The organism is Elioraea rosea, from assembly GCF_007644105.1.
Classification (GTDB): domain Bacteria; phylum Pseudomonadota; class Alphaproteobacteria; order Acetobacterales; family Acetobacteraceae; genus Elioraea_A; species Elioraea_A rosea.
Map to the genome: position 1 here is coordinate 27,323 of NZ_VFAC01000004.1, position 18,922 is coordinate 46,244.

Consider the following 18,922-nt stretch of genomic DNA (forward strand, 5'->3'; position numbering starts at 1 on the left):
TCGATCAGGGAACCTTGTGGCAGGCCACCCTGTGCCCCTCGGCACGCGGCCGCAAGGGCGGCTCCTCCGCCGCGCAATGGGCATCGGCGAGCGGGCAGCGGGTGCGGAACCGGCAGCCGGAGGGAGGATCGTCGGGGCGGGGGATCTCGCCGGTGAGCACGATCCGCTCGCGCCTCTCTCCTCCGGGGTCGGGCACGGCGGAGAGGAGCGCTCGGGTGTAGGGGTGCAGCGGCGCGTCGAACAGCACCTGGCGCGGCGCCTCCTCGACCACCTTTCCAAGATACATCACCGCCACCCTGTCGGCCATGTGGCGCACCACGGCGAGGTTGTGGCTGATGAAGAGGAAGGCGAGGCCGCGCGCGCGCTGGATGTCGCGCATCAGGTTCAGGATCTGCGCCTGGATCGAGACATCGAGGGCGGACACGGCCTCATCCGCGACGATCAGCGCGGGGTCGAGCGCGAGCGCGCGGGCGATGCCGATGCGCTGGCGCTGCCCGCCGGAGAATTCGTGCGGGTGGCGCCCGGCATGGTGCGCGGCCAGCCCGACCTGGTCGAGCAGGCGGCGCACCGCCTTGGCGCGCTCGGGCGCGTCGCCGATGCGGTGCACGACGAACGGCTCGGCGAGGATCTCCGCAACCGTCATGCGCGGATCGAGCGAGGCGAACGGGTCCTGGAACACGATCTGCATCCGCCGGCGGAGCGCCCGGAGCCGCGCGGGGCTCGCCTCGCGGATGTCCTCGCCCTCGAAGCGGATCGTTCCCGCATCCGCCTCGATGAGGCGGAGCGCGAGGCGGCCCGTGGTGCTCTTTCCGCAGCCCGATTCGCCGACGAGGCCGAGCGTGCCGCCGGCGGGAACGTCGAGGTCTATGCCGTCGACCGCGCGCACGGGCCGGCCTTCCGGGCCGAGGAAGCGCGCGCGGGCCCGGAAATGCTTCACGAGGCCACGGATCTCGAGAATCGTGCCGCTCACGGCACGAGCTCGTAGCCGGTGTGGCGGATGCAGGCCGCCGCACGCGCCGGCCCGAGTGGGATGAGCGGCGGCAGCGCCTGCTCGCACGGTGCCTTGGCGTATTCGCAGCGCGGCGCGAAGCGGCAGCCGCGCGGCAGGGCGAAGGGCGGCGGCACCTGGCCAGGGATAGCGTGCAGCCGCTCGATGTCGCCGCCCATCCGCGGAAGCGAGGCGAGCAGTCCCTCCGTGTACGGGTGCGCGGGGTCCGCGAACAGCATCGCGGCCGGCGCGGTCTCGACGACGCGGGCGGCGTACATCACCGCGACCCGATCGGCGAAATCGCTCACCACGCCGAGATCGTGGGTGATCAGGATGACAGCCATGCCGAGCTCGGCGCGAAGCCGGCGCAGCAGGTCGAGGATCTGCGCCTGCACGGTGGCATCGAGCGCCGTGGTCGGCTCGTCGGCGATCAGCAGGCGCGGGTTGCAGGCGAGCGCCATCGCGATCATCACCCGCTGGCGCATGCCGCCCGAGAGCTGGTGCGGATACTCCGAGACGCGCGCGGCGGGGTTCGGGATCTCGACGAGCGAGAGAAGCCGCACCGCCTCGGCCTTCGCTGCCGAGCCGGAGAGGCCGCGATGCCAGGAAAGCGCCTCGGCGATCTGCGAGCCCACGGTGAACACCGGGTTCAGGCTCGTCATCGGTTCCTGGAACACCATCGCCATCGAGCCGCCGCGGATCGCGCGCATCTGGCGTTCCGGGAGCGACAGCAGGTCCTGCCCGTCGAAGGTGACGCGGCCCGTCACCTTCCCTGGAGGCGGAATGAGCCGCATCAGCGCGAGCGCCGTCATGCTCTTGCCAGAGCCGCTCTCGCCGACGACGGCGAGGACCTCCCCGGGCGCGACCGAGAAGGCGAGGTCCTCCACCACAGCGAAGGGGCCGAACCGAACGGTCAGCCCCTCGACCTCGAGCAGCGCACTCACCGCATCTCGACCTTCATCCTTGGATCGAGCACGTCGCGCAACCCATCGCCGAGCAGGTTCAGCCCCAGCACGGTGACGGCGATGGCCAGCCCGGGGAACAGGCTGATCCACGGCGCCTCGAGCATGTAGTCGCGCCCGTCGGCGATGACGCTGCCGAGCGAGGGCGTGGGCGGCGGCGGGCCGACGCCGATGAAGCTGAGCACCGCCTCGGCGAGGATGGAAAGGGCGAAGATGTAGGTGCTCTGCACCACGAGCGGCGTGAGAGAGTTGGGCAGGATGTGGCGGAACAGGATATGCGCATGCCCCGCGCCGAGCGCGCGCGCCGCCTCGACATACTCCATCTCGCGCACCACCAGAACCGAGGCGCGCACGATGCGCGCGGTGCGCGGCGTGTAGGCGACGGTCAGCGCGATAGCGGCGTTGGTCTCCGACGGGCCAAGCGCGGCGGCGAGCGAGACGGCGAGCAGGATCCCGGGAAACGCCATCAGCCCGTCCATCACCCGCATGATCGGCCCGTCGAGCGCGCGGAAGTATCCCGCCATCGCGCCGAGCAGCGCGCCGAGCACGCCGGTGGTAACCACGACCATCAGCCCGATGCGGAGGGAGACGCGCGTGCCGTGGATGATGCGGCTCAGGATGTCGCGGCCGAACCGGTCCGTGCCGAGCCAGTGGATGTCGTTCGGCGCACCGAGGCGGTAGCGGAAATTGTTCCGTACCGGATCATGCGGGGCGATCCAGTCGGCGAACAGGGCAATGAGCACCACCGCTCCGAAGAGCGCGAGACCGATCAGCACGCCGCGATGGCCGAGCGCGCGCACCACGACGCCCGCGCGGCGCGGCGCGGCCGCCTCGCCTGCCACCGCTTCAGCGGCCATAGCGCACGCGCGGGTCGACCGCCGCGTAGAGCAGGTCCACCGCGAGGTTGACGAGAACGAAGATCGTCGCGGTGAGCAGGAGCCCACCCTGGATCACCGGATAGTCGCGCCGCTGGATCGCGCCGATGATCAGCCGCCCCACGCCGGGAAGGCTGAACACCTGCTCGATCACCACCGCGCCGCCGAGCAGGATGCCGACGGAGACGCCGGCCACGGTGATGACCGGCACGAGCACGTTCGCGCCCGCGTGGCGGAACACGACAACCCATCCGGGCAGGCCCTTCGCACGGGCGGTGCGCACATAGTCCTGCCGCAAAACGTCGAGCATCGAGGCGCGTGTCATGCGCGCGAGCAGGCCCATCTGCGTCAGGGCCAGCGCTCCCGCAGGCATCGCCATCGAGCGGAGCCAGCCGAGCGGGTCCTCGCCGAACGGCACGTAGCCACCCGTCGGCAGCCAGCCGAGCTGGACGGCGAAGCCCCAGATGAAGACGAGGCCGAGCCAGAAATCCGGCAGCGACAGCCCGACGAGGGCGAGCGCCATCACGCCCTGGTCGGTCCAGCTGTTCGGGCGCACGGCAGCGACCATGCCCGCGAGAACGCCGAGGACGATGGCGAAGACGAGCGCGAGGAAGGTGAGCCCCAGCGTGACGGGAAGCCGCTCGAGGATCGCGTCCGTCACGCTTCGCCGGAGCAGCACGCTCTCGCCGAGATCACCGCGGAGCAGCGCGCCATACCACTCCACCATGCGCTGCAGGATCGGCTTGTCGAGGCCGAGCTGGACGCGAAGCCGCTGCAGCTCCTCCGCCGTCGCGGAAGGCCCCGCCATCTCGCTCGCCATGTCGCCCGGAACGAGGGCGATGATCGCGAAGGAAACGAGCGAGACGACGAGAAGGACGGGAATGGCGGAGAGGAGCCGCCCGAGCGTGTAGCGAAGCACCGTTCGTGCAGACCCTCTCCGCCCGTACCCTCAGGAGAACCAGCAATCCCACATGCGCGGAATGCGGTAGGGCTTGTAGTTCACGACATTCGCCCGCGTTGCCTGCACGATGCCGACATCGCCGCACTTGATCGAGATCGCCTGGTCGTACATCCGCCTCTGGAAGTCGGCGACGGCCTGCTTGCGGTCAGCCTCGGCGAGGCTCGTCGTCAGCTTCGTCTGCGCCGCCTCGATGCCCGGGTCGCGCTCGTGCTGCACCGGCGCGTGGCCGGAGAAGAAGCCGACGACGCCGTAGGGCCCCTCATAGGGCTCGATGCCGAGCATCAGCGTCCAGAGATGCCAGCCCTCGCGGCGCGTGCGCTGGTTGAAGGCCGTTGGCCAGTCGACAACGACGAGCTTCACGTTGACGCCGATTGCCTTCAGCTGCTCGGCGGCGACCTCGCCCGTTGCCTTGTGGTTGGAGAAGGAGCTGTCGCAGAGGACGATCACCTCCTCATTGCGGTAGCCGCTCTCGCGCAGGAGCGCGCGGGCACGGTTCTGGTCCTTGAGGTTGTAGAGCTCCTTACCGACATCGCCTGCGAAATAGGTCGTACCGGGATGCTGCCAGCCATGGGTCAGGCGATAGAGCCCGTCGGTGGAGATCGCCATGATCTCCTCCATGTCGAGCGCGGCCTGTACGGCGCGGCGGAAGGCGAGGTTGCTGGTCGGTCCCTGCGCATGGTTCATCATCAGCGTCTGGAACGCCCACGGCATCATCTCGTAGGCGCGGACGTTGCGGTCGTCCTTCAGACGCTGCGCGGCGGGCACGGCGAGCGCCTCGAGAACGTGCAGCTCGCCCGTCTGCAGTCCCGCCGTGCGCGCGCCGGCCTCGGGCATGAAGCGGATGGTGACGCCGTCGAAATGCGCCGTCTTCTTGCCGCCGAACCCGTCACGCTCGCGGAAGTTCGTGTTCTGCACGTAGTCATCGAAGCGGGCGAGCTTCACGTGGCTGTCGGGACGGTACTCCACGAACCGGAACGGCCCCGTACCGATGATCTCGATCTTGCCTGCCTCCTTCCCGGCCTCCTCGGCCGGGATTATGGCGCAGGGCGCGCGCGGGCTCGAGATGCCGGCGATGAAGCCGGGATACGGCTCCTTCAGCTTCACGACGACGGTGTTGGCATCGGGCGTCTCGATCGTATCCACCGGCCGCATGATGAAGGCCGAGCCGCCTACCTTCCCGTAACGCTCGAGCGAGGCCTTCACGTCGGCCGAGTTCATCACCTTGCCGTTGTGGAATTTCACACCACGGCGAAGCGGGAAGGTGTAGGTCAGCCCGTCCGACGAGATGGTCACGCCTTCGGCGAGGTCGGGCATCGGGTTGCCGACCTCGTCGCGCGCGAACAGCGTCTCGTAGATGTGCAGGTTGATGTTGCGGCTTGCCTGCGCCGTCGTCGTCGCGGCATCGAGGCTCGGCGGCTGCGCCTGCTGCGCGATCACCACCTCCCCGCCGCGGCGCTGGGCGATCGCCGGCGCGCCGATCGTCGCCGCGGCCAGCCCCGCCGCCGTACCCTTGCCAAGCGTCCTGCGCGTGATCATTGCCCGTCTCCCCAACGGTTGCCTCGGAACGATCCCTCGAAGCAATGATGGCGCGATGCAGGCATCTTGGCAAACGGCTCCGGAGGCGCGACAGTCACGCCGTCGAGACGAGGAGCCTGATGGAGCATCCGGCGGAAGCCTCGCCCGTGCGCGCCGAGATCGACCTCTGGGCGCAAGGCAAGCAGGCGGGCCACCTGCGCGTTCCCTACTCGCGCGACGACAGCGGCTGGGGCACGATCGGCATTCCCGTCGTCGTGGTTGCCAACGGCGAGGGGCCCACGCTCCTTCTCACCGCCGGCAACCATGGCGACGAGTACGAGGGCCAGGTCACGCTTCTGCGGCTTGCCCAGGCACTGGACCCCGCCGCGCTCTCCGGCCGCGTGATCATCCTGCCCGCGATGCATTTTCCCGCGGCACTCGCCGGAACACGGAAAAGCCCGCTCGACGGAAAGGACTTCAACCGCTGCTTCCCCGGCAACCCGCGCGGAAGCTTCGCGGACGTCCTCGCCCACTACATCGATTCGCACCTGCTGCCGCTCTGCGACGCGCAGATGGACCTGCACAGCGGCGGCACGGGGATGGACATCGTTCCCTCCGCAGTCGGCCACGTCCTGCCGGACGAAGGCTACATGGCCAAGACGCTGGCGATGGCCGATGCGTTCGGCGCGCCGATCACGCTCGTTCTCGAGGAGGTGAACGCGGGCCCGACGCTGCTTGCTGCGGCGGAGCGGCGGGGCGTCGTCGCCCTCTCCTCCGAGCTCGGCGGCATCGGGCGGCTGAACCCACGCGGCCTCGCCATCACCGAGCGCGGCGTGCGCAACGTGATGAAGCATCTCGGCATGCTCGACGGTGCGCCCGAAGGCGAAGGCAGCCGGCGGATGACGGTTCCGGACATGCGCCACTACGTGTTCGCGCCGCATGACGGCATCTGGGAAGCCGCCGACGGGCTCGGGGCGACCGTGGCGGAAGGCGCGATCGCTGGCAGGCTGCACCGGATCGAGGCGCCGCTCGCGCCCGCGCTCGAGCTCTCCTATGCCGCGGGCGGGCTTCTCTGGTGCACACGCGGGCCGGGACGGTGCCGTGCGGGCGACCCCGTCGCCGTCGTCGCGCGCGATCTCTGAGCCACATCGCTGAGGCCAGAATCGCTGAGGCCAGAATCGGTGAGGAAGGAAACGGAGGCAGACGCTATGACAGCCGTGGTGAAATCGCTCTCGAACTCGAAGGCCGAAGAGGCCGAGTGGGAACTCCGCTGCGACATGGCGGCGGTGTTCCGCGTCTCCGCGAGGCTCGGCTGGAACGAGCAGATCGGCAACCACAACAGCGCGATGATCCCGGGCGATGACCCGCTCTTCGTGATCAACCCGCGCGGCTACCTGTTCCAGGAGCTCAAGGCGTCCGACCTGATCGTGTGCGACCTCGACGGCAAGGTGCTGCGCGGCACGGGCGAGCTGCGCAAGGTGGCCTTCCACATCCATGCGCGCATCCACCTCGCCAACCCGAAGGCGGTCGTGGTCATGCACGTGCACCCGCAATACCTCACCGCGCTCTCGATGCTCGACGGCGGCGAGTTCAGGCTCGCGCATCACAACAACCTGCTGCTGAACGACCGGATCGTCTACGACACGCAGGGCTACGAGCCGGTGCACGACAACGAGGAGGGGGACCGCATCGCCAGCATGCTCGGCGACAAGACGATCATGGTGATGGGTGGGCATGGCGTGTCGGTCGTCGGGGCCACCGTGCACGAGGCGTTCGACGAGCTCTTCATCGCCGAGCGCACCGCGATGTACCAGGTGACCGCGCTTTCGACAGGCCTGCCGATGCGCGAGCTGCCGCAGAAGTATCGCCGTGGCTATACAGGGCCCTGGGGCGATCGTGTCGATGCACGGATGCATCTCGACGCTTGGCGCCGCATCCTCGATCGGGAGGAGCCCGACTACAAGACCTGACAGGTACGGCCGGCGGGGGGAGGTTGCAGCGTCGCCGGGAAGCGCCAACATTCCCGGTGACGTTTCCACCGCCAAGGACCTGCCCCGATGATCGACCTGTATTACTGGCCGACGCCGAACGGCCACAAGATCACGATGTTCCTCGAGGAAGCCGGCCTCGCCTACGACATCAAGCCGGTGAACATCGGCAAGGGCGAGCAGTTCAAGCCCGACTTCCTCGCCATCGCCCCCAACAACCGCATGCCCGCGATCGTCGACCACAAGCCAGCCGATGGCGGCGCGCCCATCAGCGTGTTCGAGAGCGGCGCGATCCTGCTCTACCTCGGAGAGAAGACCGGGCAGTTCATTCCGAAGGACAGCCGCGGCCGCGTCGCGGCCCTCGAGTGGCTGTTCTGGCAGATGGGCGGTCTCGGGCCGATGCTCGGGCAGAACAACCATTTCCGCGCCTACGCCCCGGAGAAGATCCCCTATGCGATGGACCGCTACGGCAAGGAGGCCGACAGGCTGTTCGGCGTGCTCGACAAGCGCCTGTCGGGCCGCGAGTTCCTCGCCGGCGCGTACTCGATCGCCGACATGGCGAGCTACCCCTGGGCGGTGACGCATGAGCGCCAGGGGGTCGACATCGCCGCCTTCCCGAACGTGAAGGCCTGGCTCGACCGCATCGGCGCGCGGCCGGCCACGCAGCGCGCCTATGCGCTCGGCCCGAAGTACCGCCCCGAGCAGGCACCGGTAATGGACGAGGAACAGCGCCGCATCCTGTTCGGCCAGACCTCCGCTTCCATCGCCTCGGGCGCGCACACGGCCAAGGCGTGATCACGCTCTTCGAGCTGGCCGGCGCGGAGGATGCGCGCCGGTTCAGCCCGGCCGTGTGGCGCGTGCGGATGGCGCTCCGCCACAAGGGTCTCGCCTTCGAGGGAAGGCCCTGGCGCTTCATGGAGAAGGAGGCGATCGCGCCCTCCGGCGGTGCGACGGTCCCCGTGATCATCGATGGCGGGAAATGGGTGCGCGAGAGCTTCGCCATCGCCGAGTATCTCGAGGACCATTACCCCGACCGCCCAAGCCTGTTCGGCAGCCCGCAGGGCCGCGCGCTCGGCCGGTTCATGCTCGCCTGGGTCGACCGCACGCTGGCCTTCCCCGTCGCGCGGCTGATCCTGACCGACATCTTCGCCTGCCTCGCCGAGACCGACAGGGACTACTTCCGGCAGAGCCGGGAGAAGCGTTTCGGCGTCGCACTGGAACAGGTGTGCCCGGACCCGGACGCCGAGCTCGCGAACATCCGCACCCTGCTCGAGCCCGTACGGCGGCTCGCCGCGGCCCAGGACTTCATGGGCGGCGCGGAGCCGGGCTTCGCGGACTACGCGCTCTACGGCACCTTCATGTGGGCGCGGATGACGAGCGGCAGGCTCACCCTCGCCGAGGACGATCCGCTTCGCGCCTGGCTCGCACGCGTCGATGCGCTGTTCGACGCGGAAGGGCCGAAGGCGCTGGAGGCGGCGGGAATGAGCGGGCGATAGCAGTGCCGCTCGCGGCCGCCTGTCAGCACCCTACTGCGGCGCGGCCCCGGCTAGGTGCGGACCCAGTCCGTCTCGGAGCTCGGCGAAGGTGTATGGATGTCCGCTTGTCCAAGCAGCGGCGCAAAGGAGGACATCGCTGCAGATCCGAAAAGGATGACAGGCGGCCGCGCCGATAATCCCGTGGCAACCATAGAGGTTGGCGGCGTCGGGTGGAGGAGCAGGAGAGCGATCGACAGGCCTATCCTGGCCGACGGCCAACGATCGCATTGGCGTGCGCCTCGATCGAAACACGCCCACTGGCCTCGATAGGCACCTGCTCACGAACCCGAGATTTGAGTTGCGTCACGTCGGCTGACGCCAGTGTTGCGAGCATCGGAGCGAGATGGGGCGCCGTGATCGTAGTGGACCAATAGTCGTCAAAATCGTCGAAGGTTCGTCGCATGCGAATAACGCACGCCTCGATGTCGGCGAAACCCGCCCCTGTCCACAGCATATGTAGTCCTTCGGGCGTCGAGGCTTCCGCTCTAGGGGCCCGTAGTGGCGTGAACCCCATGCCCGCGATCTCGCTTATGATGGCCTCCGACGGGCCGCCGCCGCTGACGACGTCCCAGACATACGCGGCCGCGAGACCGCCCGGGCGCAAGACACGAGCCATTTCAGCGACGCCCCGGGCAGGGTCGGGAATGAAAAACACGACGAGCGCCATTACGGCCGCATCGAAGGTGCCATCGGCAAACGGCAATGCCATTGCATCGCCCTGTCGAAACCTCGCGATGGGTATCGCCAGCCGCTCTCGTGCAAAGGCCAGCTGACCTTCCGAGGGATCCACGCCTTCGACAGTCATTGGGGTGCAGTGCTCGACCACAACCTGTGTAAACGCGCCATTGCCACACCCGATGTCGAGCCATCGCAAATTCGGCGGGGGCGAGAGCCAATCAATGAAGGCGCGTCCGGCCAGTCCACTCCACTTGCCCATCATCCGTTCATAGACGGCGCCGTCATCGAACTTGATCGTGGGGGTGGACATTCGGTCACCTCGCTGCGTATTCGCGCGCTTACGAACGTCGGCTCCAATGATAACCGGACACAACCTCGGCGTCTACATTCCGATCACGGTGATGACTGTTCGGGGTCAGGCACGACTAAACTCAACCTGAGTATCCCGGAACCCTTTTCGGACCGGCAACGACCAGTTGAGCTCGGCTGGCGAACCGTGGTTCGAGCTTCCATAGGAGAGCCGGAATCATCCGTCCCGGAATCGGCAGCAAGCCAATGCTGCCCAGCGCGCCGGGCGGCGTCCTTCAACCCGATCGATCGCTGCCACCGGGTGGCGCGCCACGACCAAACCGGCTGCCATCCATCTTGCCTTCGTTCAGCCTGCGTCAATCAGGCTGTGGCCCCGCGCTCATGAGTATGCGCCTTAGAGCCTGTCTCGAATCTCATGCGCAACGGCCAAGGCGCCGCAGCAAGAGCATGATGGAGGCAGCTTATAGAAAGGCCTCGGCCGAACAGACGGATGCCTCGAAGTCCTTCGCAAGACGGCGATTGCGGCCGATCCACGCGAAGAAGCGCTCGACCACCCATCTGCGCGCGTGAACGGCGAAGCCGACTTGTCCCTGCGACTTTCGGACGATCTCGATGCGGATAGGGCTGGCGCCCGCGACCCGCTCGCCCGCGTAGCCCGCGTCGGCGAAGGCGAGTTCTACGAAGGGCTTCCGCGCTCGTCCCGCTCGCCTCTGACCGACCCGTCGGAAGCGATTAGCCTGCCAGCCTGAACCGGGTTGACCTGCGTCATCGACGAGGCCGACCCTTGCCGATACGTTCCTCGGCCCGATCGAGCGTGGGGAGCGCATCATGACCACCAGACGTGAGCTTGCCGCGCTTGTCGCTGCCGCCGCCGCTCTTCGTGGAGGATTCGGGCCCGGCGCGGTGCTGGCGCAGCCCCTCACCGGCACACCGGCCCCGCCGGTATTCCGCTACACCACGCCGATGCCCTCCGGTGTCGTCATGCCCGCCACGGTCGAGACCGGCTTCGGCCGTTTGAACTTCTTCGACGGCGTGCCGGATGCCGACAGCACGCGCCTCATCTACGACAATCTCGATCGTCAGCGCGCCCTCCAGGCTTACCTGCTTGCCCTGCCTGCCGTGAACCAGGCGGCAAATCGCGACGCCATCCTCAGCGTAGGCCCAATCAACCTGACGGTGCCGATCTGGGAAGCGGTCGTGGACAGCCGCACGGTCGAGCTGACCGCCAACAACAACACGCCCTACACTTGGTTCTGGGTAGACCTTCGCAGCGGCCCGCTGGTGATCGAGGTGCCGCCGGGCGTGCTGGGCCTGATCAACGACATGTTCTATTCCTGGGTGGCCGATGTCGGCATCACCGGCGCCGATCGTGGCCGCGGGGGCAAGTATCTGTTGCTGCCGCCGGGCCACAGCGGGGCGGTGCCGCAGGACTACATCATCGTCCGCCCGAAGACCTTCCAGAACTGGCTCGCCTGGCGCAGCTTCCCCGTCAACGGCGACTTCCGCCCCGCCGTGGAATCGGTGAAACGCCACACCAAGATCTATCCGCTGTCCCGCGCCGCGAATCCGCCGCGCCTGACCTTCGTGGACATGTCCGAGCGGCCCTTCAACATGGTCGGCCCGTCCGATTTCCGCTTCTGGGAGATGCTGAACGACGTGGTCCAGGTGGAACCGAGCAACGCGTCCGACCCGGTCACGCTCGGCTTCTTCGCCTCCATCGGTATCCAGAAGGGCAAGCCCTTCCAGCCCGACGCCCGCATGCGCCGCATCCTGACGGAGGCCGCCGTGGCCGGCGATGCGACGGCCCGCGCGCTGTCCTATCGGGCGCGCGATCCGGAGGCGCGCATCTTCAACGACCGCCGCTGGCGCTTCGCGTTCCAGGGCGGCTACCAGTTCCTGCATCAGCCGGGTGTCGCCAACCTCGACGCGCGCGCGTTCTTCTTCTTCCTGGCGACCGGCGTGACGCCAGCGATGGACACGCAGGTCGCGGGCGAGGGCTCGACCTATCCCTGGACGGCCGAGGATGCGCTAGGCAACGCCTTGGACGGCGGCAAGACCTATCGCCTGCACCTGCCGGGCCCGGTGCCGGTGCGGACCTTCTGGTCCACCATCGTCTACGACACCCAGACCCGGTCCATGCTGCAGACCGACAACCGCTTCCCCTCGGTCAGCAGCCAGAATCCGGGCCTGCAGGTGAATCCCGACCGCTCGGTGGATGTCTGGTTCGGCCCGACCGCGCCGGCGGGGAAGGAGAGCAACTGGGTGCAGACCATCCCGGGCAAGTCGTGGTTCATGATCCTCAGGCTCTACGGCCCGCTGCAGCCCTGGTTCGACAAGAGCTGGAAGCCCGGCGACATCGAACTCCAGGGCTGAAGCGGGGGACGGCGGCGGGCAAAGTGCTACGGGCGGCGCCGATGCGCCGAAGCCCGTGCTGAGCGTATGTCCGCATAGCGTCGCAAGCAGCCATTACGCTGGCATTTCGAGACAACCGCTTAGCTCCCCCAATCGGGCGCGAAGGCCGGGTTCACGAAGCGGCGGTCCTTCGGCAGCGCGGCGATCGCTGCGCGGTCCTCGTCGTCGAGCGTGAGGGAGAGGGCGGCGAGGTTCGCGCGCTGGTTCTCCGGCCGTGACGATTTCGGGATCGCCGACACGCCCTCCTGCCCGACGAGCCAGGCGAGCGCGACCTGCGGGCCGGTCACCCCGTGCTTCGCGGCGATGCGCGCGAGCGCTGGGTCATCGGTGAGCCCGCCCTTGCCGAGCGGCGAGTAGGCCGTCAGCGCCAGGTTGTTCTCGCGGCAGATCGAGAGAAGCGGGTCCTGCCCCAGCATCACGTGGTACTCGACCTGGTTGGCCGCGATCGGCGCGCCGGTCGCGATCGCCTCGCGCAACAGCCGCGGCGTGAAGTTCGCGACCCCGATGGCGCGGCAGAGGCCGCGCTCCTTCAGCACCGCCATCATCGCGAGCGTCGGCGCGAGCGGCACGGCGGGGTTCGGCCAATGGATGAGGAAGAGGTCGACATAGTCGAGCGCGAGGCGCTTCAGGCTCTGCTCCAACGCATGGTCTGGCGCGGCGAGGTTCTCCCACCACACCTTGGTGGTGACGAACACCTGCTCGCGCGGCACTCCGCCGTCGCGGATGCCCTGCCCCACCGCCTCCTCGTTGTCGTACATCTCGGCCGTGTCGATGTGCCGGTAGCCGATCTCGAGCGCGGAGGCGACGGCGCGGGCGCACTCCTCTCCCTTCATCGGCCAGGTGCCCAGGCCAAGCTTCGGCATCGACAGGTGCGGCGTCTGGATGATCGGCATGCGAGGGGCTCCCGTTCTGGCAGGCGAACCCTCTGCGGGGATGGCCCCGCGGTCAACCCGCACTGGCCGAAACCGGCCGTTTCCCTTTCCCCTGAAGGTGATCTAGGCTCGCCGCCAATAGCCTCGTTCCGCTCGGGAGAGAACGCCATGACAATGTCGCGACGCCACGCCCTCGCCGCCGCCGCCCTCATCCCCGGGGCAGCCCTGGTCGGCGGTCCGGCCCGGGCGCAGCAGCGCTTCGACAGCATCTTCATGTTCGTCCCCGCCGGCCCCGGCGGCGGGTGGGACGGCACGGGCCGCGCCATCGAGCAGGCGGCGCGCCAGGCCGGGCTGGTCGGCTCGTTCCAGTTCGAGAATGTCGGCGGCGCGGGCGGCATGGTCGGCCTGCCGCGCTTCGTGAACCAGCGCCGCAACCAGGCGAACGCGCTGATGGTGGGCGGTAGCGTGATGGTGGGCGCCGGCATCACCAACAAGTCGCCGGTGACCATCGCCAACGTCCAGCCCGTCGCGCGGCTGACGGAGGAGGCGGGCGTCGTCGTCGTGCCGGCCAACTCCGAGGTCAAGAGCTGGACCGATCTCGCGGCGAAGTTCCGCTCGAACCCGGGCGCTGTGCCGGTGGGCGGCGGCTCGGCAGGCGGGACGGACCATATCGCGCTCGGCCTGATCCTGAAGGCGCTCGGCCGCAACCCGCGCGAGGCCTCCTACGTCGCCTTCGCCGGCGGCGGCCCGGCCAATGCCGCGATTCTTGGCGGCCAGGTGGGCGCCGGCATCTCGGGCTACTCCGAGTTCTCCGAGCAGGTGAAGGCGGGGCGGATGCGCGCCCTCGCAACTACCGGAGAGAAGCGCATCGCGGGCACCGACATCCCGACGCTGAAGGAACTCGGCATCAACGTCACGGCGGCGAACTGGCGCGGCGTGTTCTGCCCGCCTGGGCTGAACGGGCAGCAGCGCCAGGCGCTGATCGACCTGATGACGGCGATCCATGCCACGCCGCAGTGGAAGGAGATCCTGACCACCCGCGCCTGGGACGATGCGTTCCTCACCGGCGATGCGTTCGGCGCCTACCTGAAGCAGGACATCGCCGCGACGGAAGAGGTCCTGAAGGACCTCGGTCTCGCGTGAGCCTCGCTCTCGGCCGCCGGGCCACCCTCGGCGCGGCGCTGGCCTTCCCCGCGCTCGGCGCGGCGTGGGCGCAGCAGCGGTTCGACAGCCTGTTCGTGTTCGTCCCTGCCGCGCCAGGCGGCGGCTGGGACCTGACGGGCCGCGCGATCGAGCAGGCGGCACGCACCGCGGGGCTGGTCGGGTCGTTCCAGTTCGAGAACGTGGGCGGAGGCGGAGGCATGGTCGGCCTGCCACGCTTCGTCAACCAGCGCCGCGGCCAGGCCAATGCGCTGATCGTCGGCGGCTCGATCATGCTCGGCACGGGCATTACGGGGAAATCCTCCGTCACGGTGCGTGACGTTCCGGCCATCGCGCGGCTGACCTCAGAGGCAGGCGTGATCGTCGTGCCTGCGGCCAGTCCGTATCGCGACTTCGCGGGGCTGGCCGCTGCGCTGAAGGCGAACCCCGGCGCGGTGCCGATCGGCGGGTCCGTCGCCGGCGGGATCGACCATGTGATGCTCGGGCTGATCCTGAAGGCGCTCGGGCGCTCCCCGCGCGACGCCTCCTATGTCGGCTTCCAGGCAGGCGGGCAAAACATCGCCGCGGTGCTCGGCGGGCAGGTTCAGGCCTCGATCAGCGGCTATTCGGAGTTCTCGGAGCAGATCAAGGCGGGCAGGCTGCGCGCGCTCGCCATCTCCGGCGAGACGCGGCTCGAGGGCGAAGGCTCCGACATCCCGACGCTGCGCGAGCAGGGCGTGGACGTCACGCTCGCCAACTGGCGCGGCGTGTTCGGCGCACCGGGCACCACGGCGGCGCAGCAGCAGGCGCTCGCCTCGCTCATGGGCGCGATCCACGCCACGCCGCAGTGGAAGGAGATCCTCCGCACCCGCGCCTGGGCCGATGCGTTCCTCGCCGGCGAGGCCTTCGCACGCTTCGTCGAGAAGGATATCGCAGACACCGAGGCGGTGCTGAAGGATCTCGGGCTTGCCTAGGCACCGGCCGATTGCGGGCGAGGTCGCCTGCGCTGTCGCGCTCGTCGTCATCGCGCTCGGCGCGCTGTGGCAGACCGCGGTGATCCCGACCTCGCCGATCTATGCCCGCGTGGGCCCGACGCTGTTTCCCTGGATCGCCTCGTCCTGCCTTCTCGTCATCGCCGTGCTGCTTCTCGTGCAGGCGCTGCGCACGGGCTTCGGCGTCGAGGAAAGCCTGACGGTCGACTGGCGCTCCCTCGCCTGGGTCGCTGCGGGGCTTGCCGCCAATGCCGCGCTGATCGGCACGGCGGGCTTCGTGTTCGCGGCGACTGCCCTGTTCGCCTGCGTCGCGCGCGGCTTCGGCAGCACCAATTTCCTGCGTGACGCGGCGATCGGCCTCGTCATCGCCTTCGGGTCCTATTACGGGTTCGAGAAGCTGCTCGGCGTGAACATCGGCGCCGGCATTCTCCAGGACCTCATCTGAATGGATACGCTTGCCGCGCTCGCAGGCGGATTCGCCACCGCACTGACGCCGACCCACCTTCTGTTCGCCTTCGTCGGCTGCTTTCTCGGTACGGCCGTGGGCGTCCTGCCAGGCATCGGCCCGGCGCTGACGGTCGCGCTGCTTCTGCCGATCACCTTCCAGGTGCCGGCGACCTCCGCCTTCATCCTGTTCGCTGGCGTGTACTACGGCGCGATGTATGGCGGCTCGACCACCTCGATCCTCCTGAACACGCCGGGCGAGAGCGCGACCATCATCACCGCGCTCGAAGGCCACCGCATGGCGCGCGCGGGCCGGGCAGGGCCCGCGCTCGCGACCGCCGCGATCGGGAGCTTCGTCGCGGGAACGATCGCGACGCTGGCGCTCACCTTCGCAGCCCCCGTCGTCGTCGAGCTCGCGCTGAAGCTCGGGCCGGCTGAGTACTTCAGCCTGATGGTCGTCGCCTTCGTCGCGGTCTCCGCCGTGCTCGGCGCCTCCGCGCTGCGCGGGCTCGCCTGCCTGTTCCTCGGGCTTCTTCTCGGCATCGTCGGCGTCGACCTGCAGACGGGCCAGCCACGCTTCACCTTCGGCATGATCGAGTTCCTCGACGGGATCGAGGTGACGATCGTCGCCGTCGGCCTGTTCGCGGTGGCAGAGACGCTGCATCTCGCCACACGCCGCAAGCACGGCGAGGACGAGATCCTGCCCGTGCAGGGCAGCTTGTGGCTCTCGAAGTCGGACTGGGCGCGATCCTGGAAGCCGTGGCTGCGCGGCGCCTGCATTGGCTTCCCCTTCGGCGCCATCCCGGCAGGCGGGTCGGAACTGCCGACGTTCCTCTCGTACTACATGGAGCGGAAGCTCTCGAAGAACCCGGGGGAGTTCGGCCACGGCGCGATCGAGGGCGTGGCGGGGCCGGAGGCGGCGAACAACGCATCGGCCGCGGGCGTGCTGATGCCGATGCTGACGCTCGGCCTGCCGACCTCGGTGACGGCGGCGATCATGCTGTCTGCCTTCCAGAGCTACGGCATCCAGCCCGGGCCGATGCTGTTCGTGACGCAGGGCGATCTCGTCTGGGGCCTGATCGCGAGCCTCTATGTCGGCAACGTGATGCTGCTGATCCTGAACCTGCCGCTGGTCGGGCTCTGGGTGAAGATCCTGAAGATCCCGACGCCGCAGCTCTATGCCGGAATCCTCGTCTTCGCCACGATCGGATCCTACGGCGTGTCGAACTCGGTGATCGACCTGCTCGTGATGTACGGCGTCGGCATCGTCGGGCTGTTCATGAAGCGCTACGACTTCCCCGTGGCACCGGCCGTCATCGGCATGATCCTCGGCCCGCTCGCCGAGCAGGCCTTCCGCCAGGCGCTGACGATCAGCCAGGGCGATGTCACGACCTTCATCACCCGCCCGATCAGCGCCTCCTTCCTCGTCGTCGCGCTGCTTCTCGCCTTCGGCCCGAAGCTGTGGTCGGCCTGGGTCGCCACGCAGCAACGCGCGCGCGCCTGAGGCGCGCCAACCCGCCGCCATGATCGCGAGGTAGAGCGCGCGGCATGATCATCCGCCGCCTCGTCTATCTCGCCCTCGCCCTTGCCCTCGCAGCCCTGCCGCTGTGGCTGCTGTGGCACGCCCTCGCAGCGGGTGGGTGGACGGCGTGGGAAGCGGTGCTCTGGGGCTCGCTCGCGGTGACGAGCCCGTGGGTCGGCAACATGGCGGCCTCCTCGCTCATCGGCGCGCTCGTGCTGTTCCTCTCCCGCGACACGCTTCGCGCCGTCTGGCCTAGCGTGGCGCGCGGACAGGTGGCGGCGCGCACCGCGCTCCTTCTCTGCATCCGCAACGAGGACACCGACGCAGCGCTCGCACGCGTCGCGCCGCTTCTCGACGGTCTCGCCGGGGAGGGAGACCACTTCGCCCTGTTCATCCTGTCCGACACGCCGGACGGCGCACAGGCCGAGGCCGAGGCAGCTTCCGTCGAGCGGTTCCGCTCGGCACGGGCGGATGCCGCGCGCATCCAATACCGCAGGCGAAGCGAGAACACCGGCTTCAAGGCCGGCAACGTGATGGAGTTCGTGAAGCATCGCTCGGTCGGCTTCGAGGCGATGATCACGCTCGACGCAGACAGCGTGATGACGGCCGAGACGGTGCTCGCCCTCGCTCGGCTGATCGCTTCGAATCCCGGCACGGCGCTGATCCAGACGCTGATCGTCGCGCGGCCCGCGCTGCTGCCGTTCCCGCGGCTGTTCCAGTTCGGCATGCGCCACGGCATGCGCGCCTACGCCGCAGGCATCGCCTGGTGGCAGGGGCCGGATGGTCCCTACTGGGGACACAACGCGATCATCCGCGTCGCGCCCTTCGCCGCACATGCCGAGCTGCCGAGGCTGCCGAACGGGGCCGCGATCCTGAGCCATGACCAGGTCGAGGCGGCGCTGCTGCGCGGCGCGGGGTTCGACGTGCGGCTCGATCCGCGCGAGTGCGGCAGCTACGAGGCGAACCCCCCGACGCTGCTGTCGTTCCTGCAGCGTGACATACGCTGGATGGCGGGGAACCTGCAGTACTTCTCGCTTTTGCGGCTGCCCCTGTTCACGCTGGTCGGGCGCGTGCAGCTCGTCTTCGCGATCATGCTGTTCGCCTGGGCGCCGCTCGGCGTTCTCGCGGCCCTCGCCGCGCTTGGCAACGCGCTGTCGTCAAACCCTGCTGCGGCGGTCGATCGGGGCTGGGCGCTCGCGGCGACGCTTGCCTACCTGCTCGCCTATTTCTCGCACAAGCTGCTCGGCGCGCTCGAGGTCGCGCTCAAGCCGGCGGAGCGCGCGCGCTGGGGCGGAGGTGCGGCACTCGCGCGCGGCGTTGCCGTCGAGTTCGTGCATGGCCTCGCCCTCGAGGCGATCCGCGCGGTGAACCAGACGGCGGGCATGGTGGCGATGGCGTTCGGGCGGCGCATCGGCTGGGCGCCGCAGGCGCGCGAGGACACCCGAGTGCGCTGGGGCGAGGCGGTGCGCGGCCTCTGGTGGCACAGCCTCGCCGGCCTCGCGGGGCTCGCTGGATTTGCCGCCGCGGGCCTCGTGCCGTTCCTCTGGGCGCTGCCTTTCCTCGGCGGCCTCGCGCTCGCCGTGCCGCTCTGCGTGTGGGCGTCGGATCCCGCGCGGGGTGAGGCGATGGTGCGTAGCGGCCTTGCCGCGATCCCGGAGGAGCGCGACCCCGCCTCGCCGTTTCCGCCCCTGGTGGGGTGAAACCTTCTCCTCGCCGCCGGCGAAACGAG

The 18,922-nt window shown here is 69.0% G+C and carries 17 protein-coding genes and 1 pseudogene; 10 read left to right on the forward strand and 8 right to left on the reverse strand.

The features are described 5' to 3' along the window. Positions 1-4: 4 nt before the first annotated feature. Genes FIF60_RS04500 through FIF60_RS04520 form a run of 5 tightly spaced genes read right to left on the reverse strand, consistent with a single transcriptional unit; the run spans position 5 to position 5,322 of the window. Positions 5-970: an ABC transporter ATP-binding protein gene (locus FIF60_RS04500; RefSeq protein WP_144184290.1), complete on the reverse strand. Its 966-nt coding sequence runs from the start codon at positions 968-970 to the stop codon at positions 5-7. Continuing rightward, entirely contained in the window at positions 967-1,932 is a 966-nt protein-coding gene (locus tag FIF60_RS04505) for an ABC transporter ATP-binding protein (protein ID WP_144184292.1), read from the reverse strand. The genes FIF60_RS04500 and FIF60_RS04505 overlap by 4 nt, the downstream gene beginning before the upstream one ends. Next, entirely contained in the window at positions 1,929-2,807 is an 879-nt protein-coding gene (locus FIF60_RS04510) for an ABC transporter permease (protein ID WP_144184294.1), read from the reverse strand. The genes FIF60_RS04505 and FIF60_RS04510 overlap by 4 nt, the downstream gene beginning before the upstream one ends. Continuing rightward, the gene (locus FIF60_RS04515; protein WP_144184296.1) at positions 2,797-3,744 is read right to left on the reverse strand and encodes an ABC transporter permease; all 948 of its coding nucleotides are present in this window, start codon (positions 3,742-3,744) and stop codon (positions 2,797-2,799) included. The genes FIF60_RS04510 and FIF60_RS04515 overlap by 11 nt, the downstream gene beginning before the upstream one ends. A gap of 30 nt (positions 3,745-3,774) precedes the next feature. Then, positions 3,775-5,322, reverse strand: coding sequence for an ABC transporter substrate-binding protein (locus tag FIF60_RS04520; protein WP_144184298.1), 1,548 nt, complete (start codon positions 5,320-5,322; stop codon positions 3,775-3,777). A 119-nt stretch (positions 5,323-5,441) separates the two neighbouring features. On the opposite strand from FIF60_RS04520, the gene FIF60_RS04525 reads away from it, so the two are divergent. The 4 genes from FIF60_RS04525 to FIF60_RS04540 all read left to right on the forward strand — a co-directional run bounded on the left by FIF60_RS04525 (position 5,442) and on the right by FIF60_RS04540 (position 8,785). Continuing rightward, on the forward strand, positions 5,442-6,443 hold the full coding sequence (locus FIF60_RS04525; RefSeq protein WP_158639060.1) for a succinylglutamate desuccinylase/aspartoacylase family protein: 1,002 nt from the start codon (positions 5,442-5,444) through the stop codon (positions 6,441-6,443). Positions 6,444-6,509: 66 nt separating this feature from the next. After that, positions 6,510-7,271 carry a class II aldolase/adducin family protein gene (locus FIF60_RS04530; protein ID WP_144184302.1) on the forward strand — a complete coding sequence of 254 codons (762 nt, stop codon included), beginning with the start codon at positions 6,510-6,512 and terminating at the stop codon, positions 7,269-7,271. Between the two features lie 87 nt (positions 7,272-7,358). Further along, positions 7,359-8,084, forward strand: coding sequence for a glutathione binding-like protein (locus tag FIF60_RS04535; RefSeq protein WP_144184304.1), 726 nt, complete (start codon positions 7,359-7,361; stop codon positions 8,082-8,084). Further along, positions 8,081-8,785 (forward strand): glutathione S-transferase family protein, encoded by a 705-nt coding sequence (locus FIF60_RS04540; RefSeq protein WP_204251110.1) that lies wholly within the window; start codon positions 8,081-8,083, stop codon positions 8,783-8,785. Before FIF60_RS04535 ends, FIF60_RS04540 begins: the two co-directional genes overlap by 4 nt. Before the next feature lie 238 nt (positions 8,786-9,023). Here the strand turns inward: FIF60_RS04540 and FIF60_RS04545 are convergent, their stop codons facing one another. Continuing rightward, a complete protein-coding gene (locus tag FIF60_RS04545) occupies positions 9,024-9,812 on the reverse strand; it encodes a class I SAM-dependent methyltransferase (protein WP_144184306.1) in 789 nt (262 codons plus the stop codon). A 460-nt stretch (positions 9,813-10,272) separates the two neighbouring features. Continuing rightward, positions 10,273-10,518: pseudogene (locus FIF60_RS04550) on the reverse strand (transposase); the annotation flags it as partial. Positions 10,519-10,792: 274 nt separating this feature from the next. Between FIF60_RS04550 and FIF60_RS04555 the strand changes: the two are divergent. Next, positions 10,793-12,184: a DUF1254 domain-containing protein gene (locus FIF60_RS04555; RefSeq protein ID WP_204251111.1), complete on the forward strand. Its 1,392-nt coding sequence runs from the start codon at positions 10,793-10,795 to the stop codon at positions 12,182-12,184. Positions 12,185-12,303: 119 nt separating this feature from the next. Here the strand turns inward: FIF60_RS04555 and FIF60_RS04560 are convergent, their stop codons facing one another. Further along, positions 12,304-13,116, reverse strand: a complete 813-nt coding sequence (locus tag FIF60_RS04560; RefSeq protein ID WP_144184310.1) for an aldo/keto reductase — start codon at positions 13,114-13,116, stop codon at positions 12,304-12,306. A gap of 147 nt (positions 13,117-13,263) precedes the next feature. Here FIF60_RS04560 and FIF60_RS04565 point away from each other — a divergent pair, with 147 nt between their 5' ends. From FIF60_RS04565 to mdoH, 5 genes are read left to right on the forward strand one after another with little or no spacing between them, the layout of a single operon-like run. Further along, a complete protein-coding gene (locus FIF60_RS04565; protein ID WP_144184313.1) occupies positions 13,264-14,238 on the forward strand; it encodes a Bug family tripartite tricarboxylate transporter substrate binding protein in 975 nt (324 codons plus the stop codon). Further along, positions 14,235-15,209: a Bug family tripartite tricarboxylate transporter substrate binding protein gene (locus tag FIF60_RS04570; protein ID WP_144184315.1), complete on the forward strand. Its 975-nt coding sequence runs from the start codon at positions 14,235-14,237 to the stop codon at positions 15,207-15,209. The genes FIF60_RS04565 and FIF60_RS04570 overlap by 4 nt, the downstream gene beginning before the upstream one ends. Continuing rightward, positions 15,202-15,672 (forward strand): tripartite tricarboxylate transporter TctB family protein, encoded by a 471-nt coding sequence (locus FIF60_RS04575; protein WP_158639061.1) that lies wholly within the window; start codon positions 15,202-15,204, stop codon positions 15,670-15,672. The genes FIF60_RS04570 and FIF60_RS04575 overlap by 8 nt, the downstream gene beginning before the upstream one ends. Next, on the forward strand, positions 15,673-17,175 hold the full coding sequence (locus tag FIF60_RS04580; RefSeq protein ID WP_144184319.1) for a tripartite tricarboxylate transporter permease: 1,503 nt from the start codon (positions 15,673-15,675) through the stop codon (positions 17,173-17,175). It abuts the gene before it with no gap. 44 nt (positions 17,176-17,219) lie between these two features. Further along, the gene (gene mdoH / locus FIF60_RS04585) at positions 17,220-18,893 is read left to right on the forward strand and encodes a glucans biosynthesis glucosyltransferase MdoH (protein ID WP_144184321.1); all 1,674 of its coding nucleotides are present in this window, start codon (positions 17,220-17,222) and stop codon (positions 18,891-18,893) included. Positions 18,894-18,922: the final 29 nt, after the last annotated feature.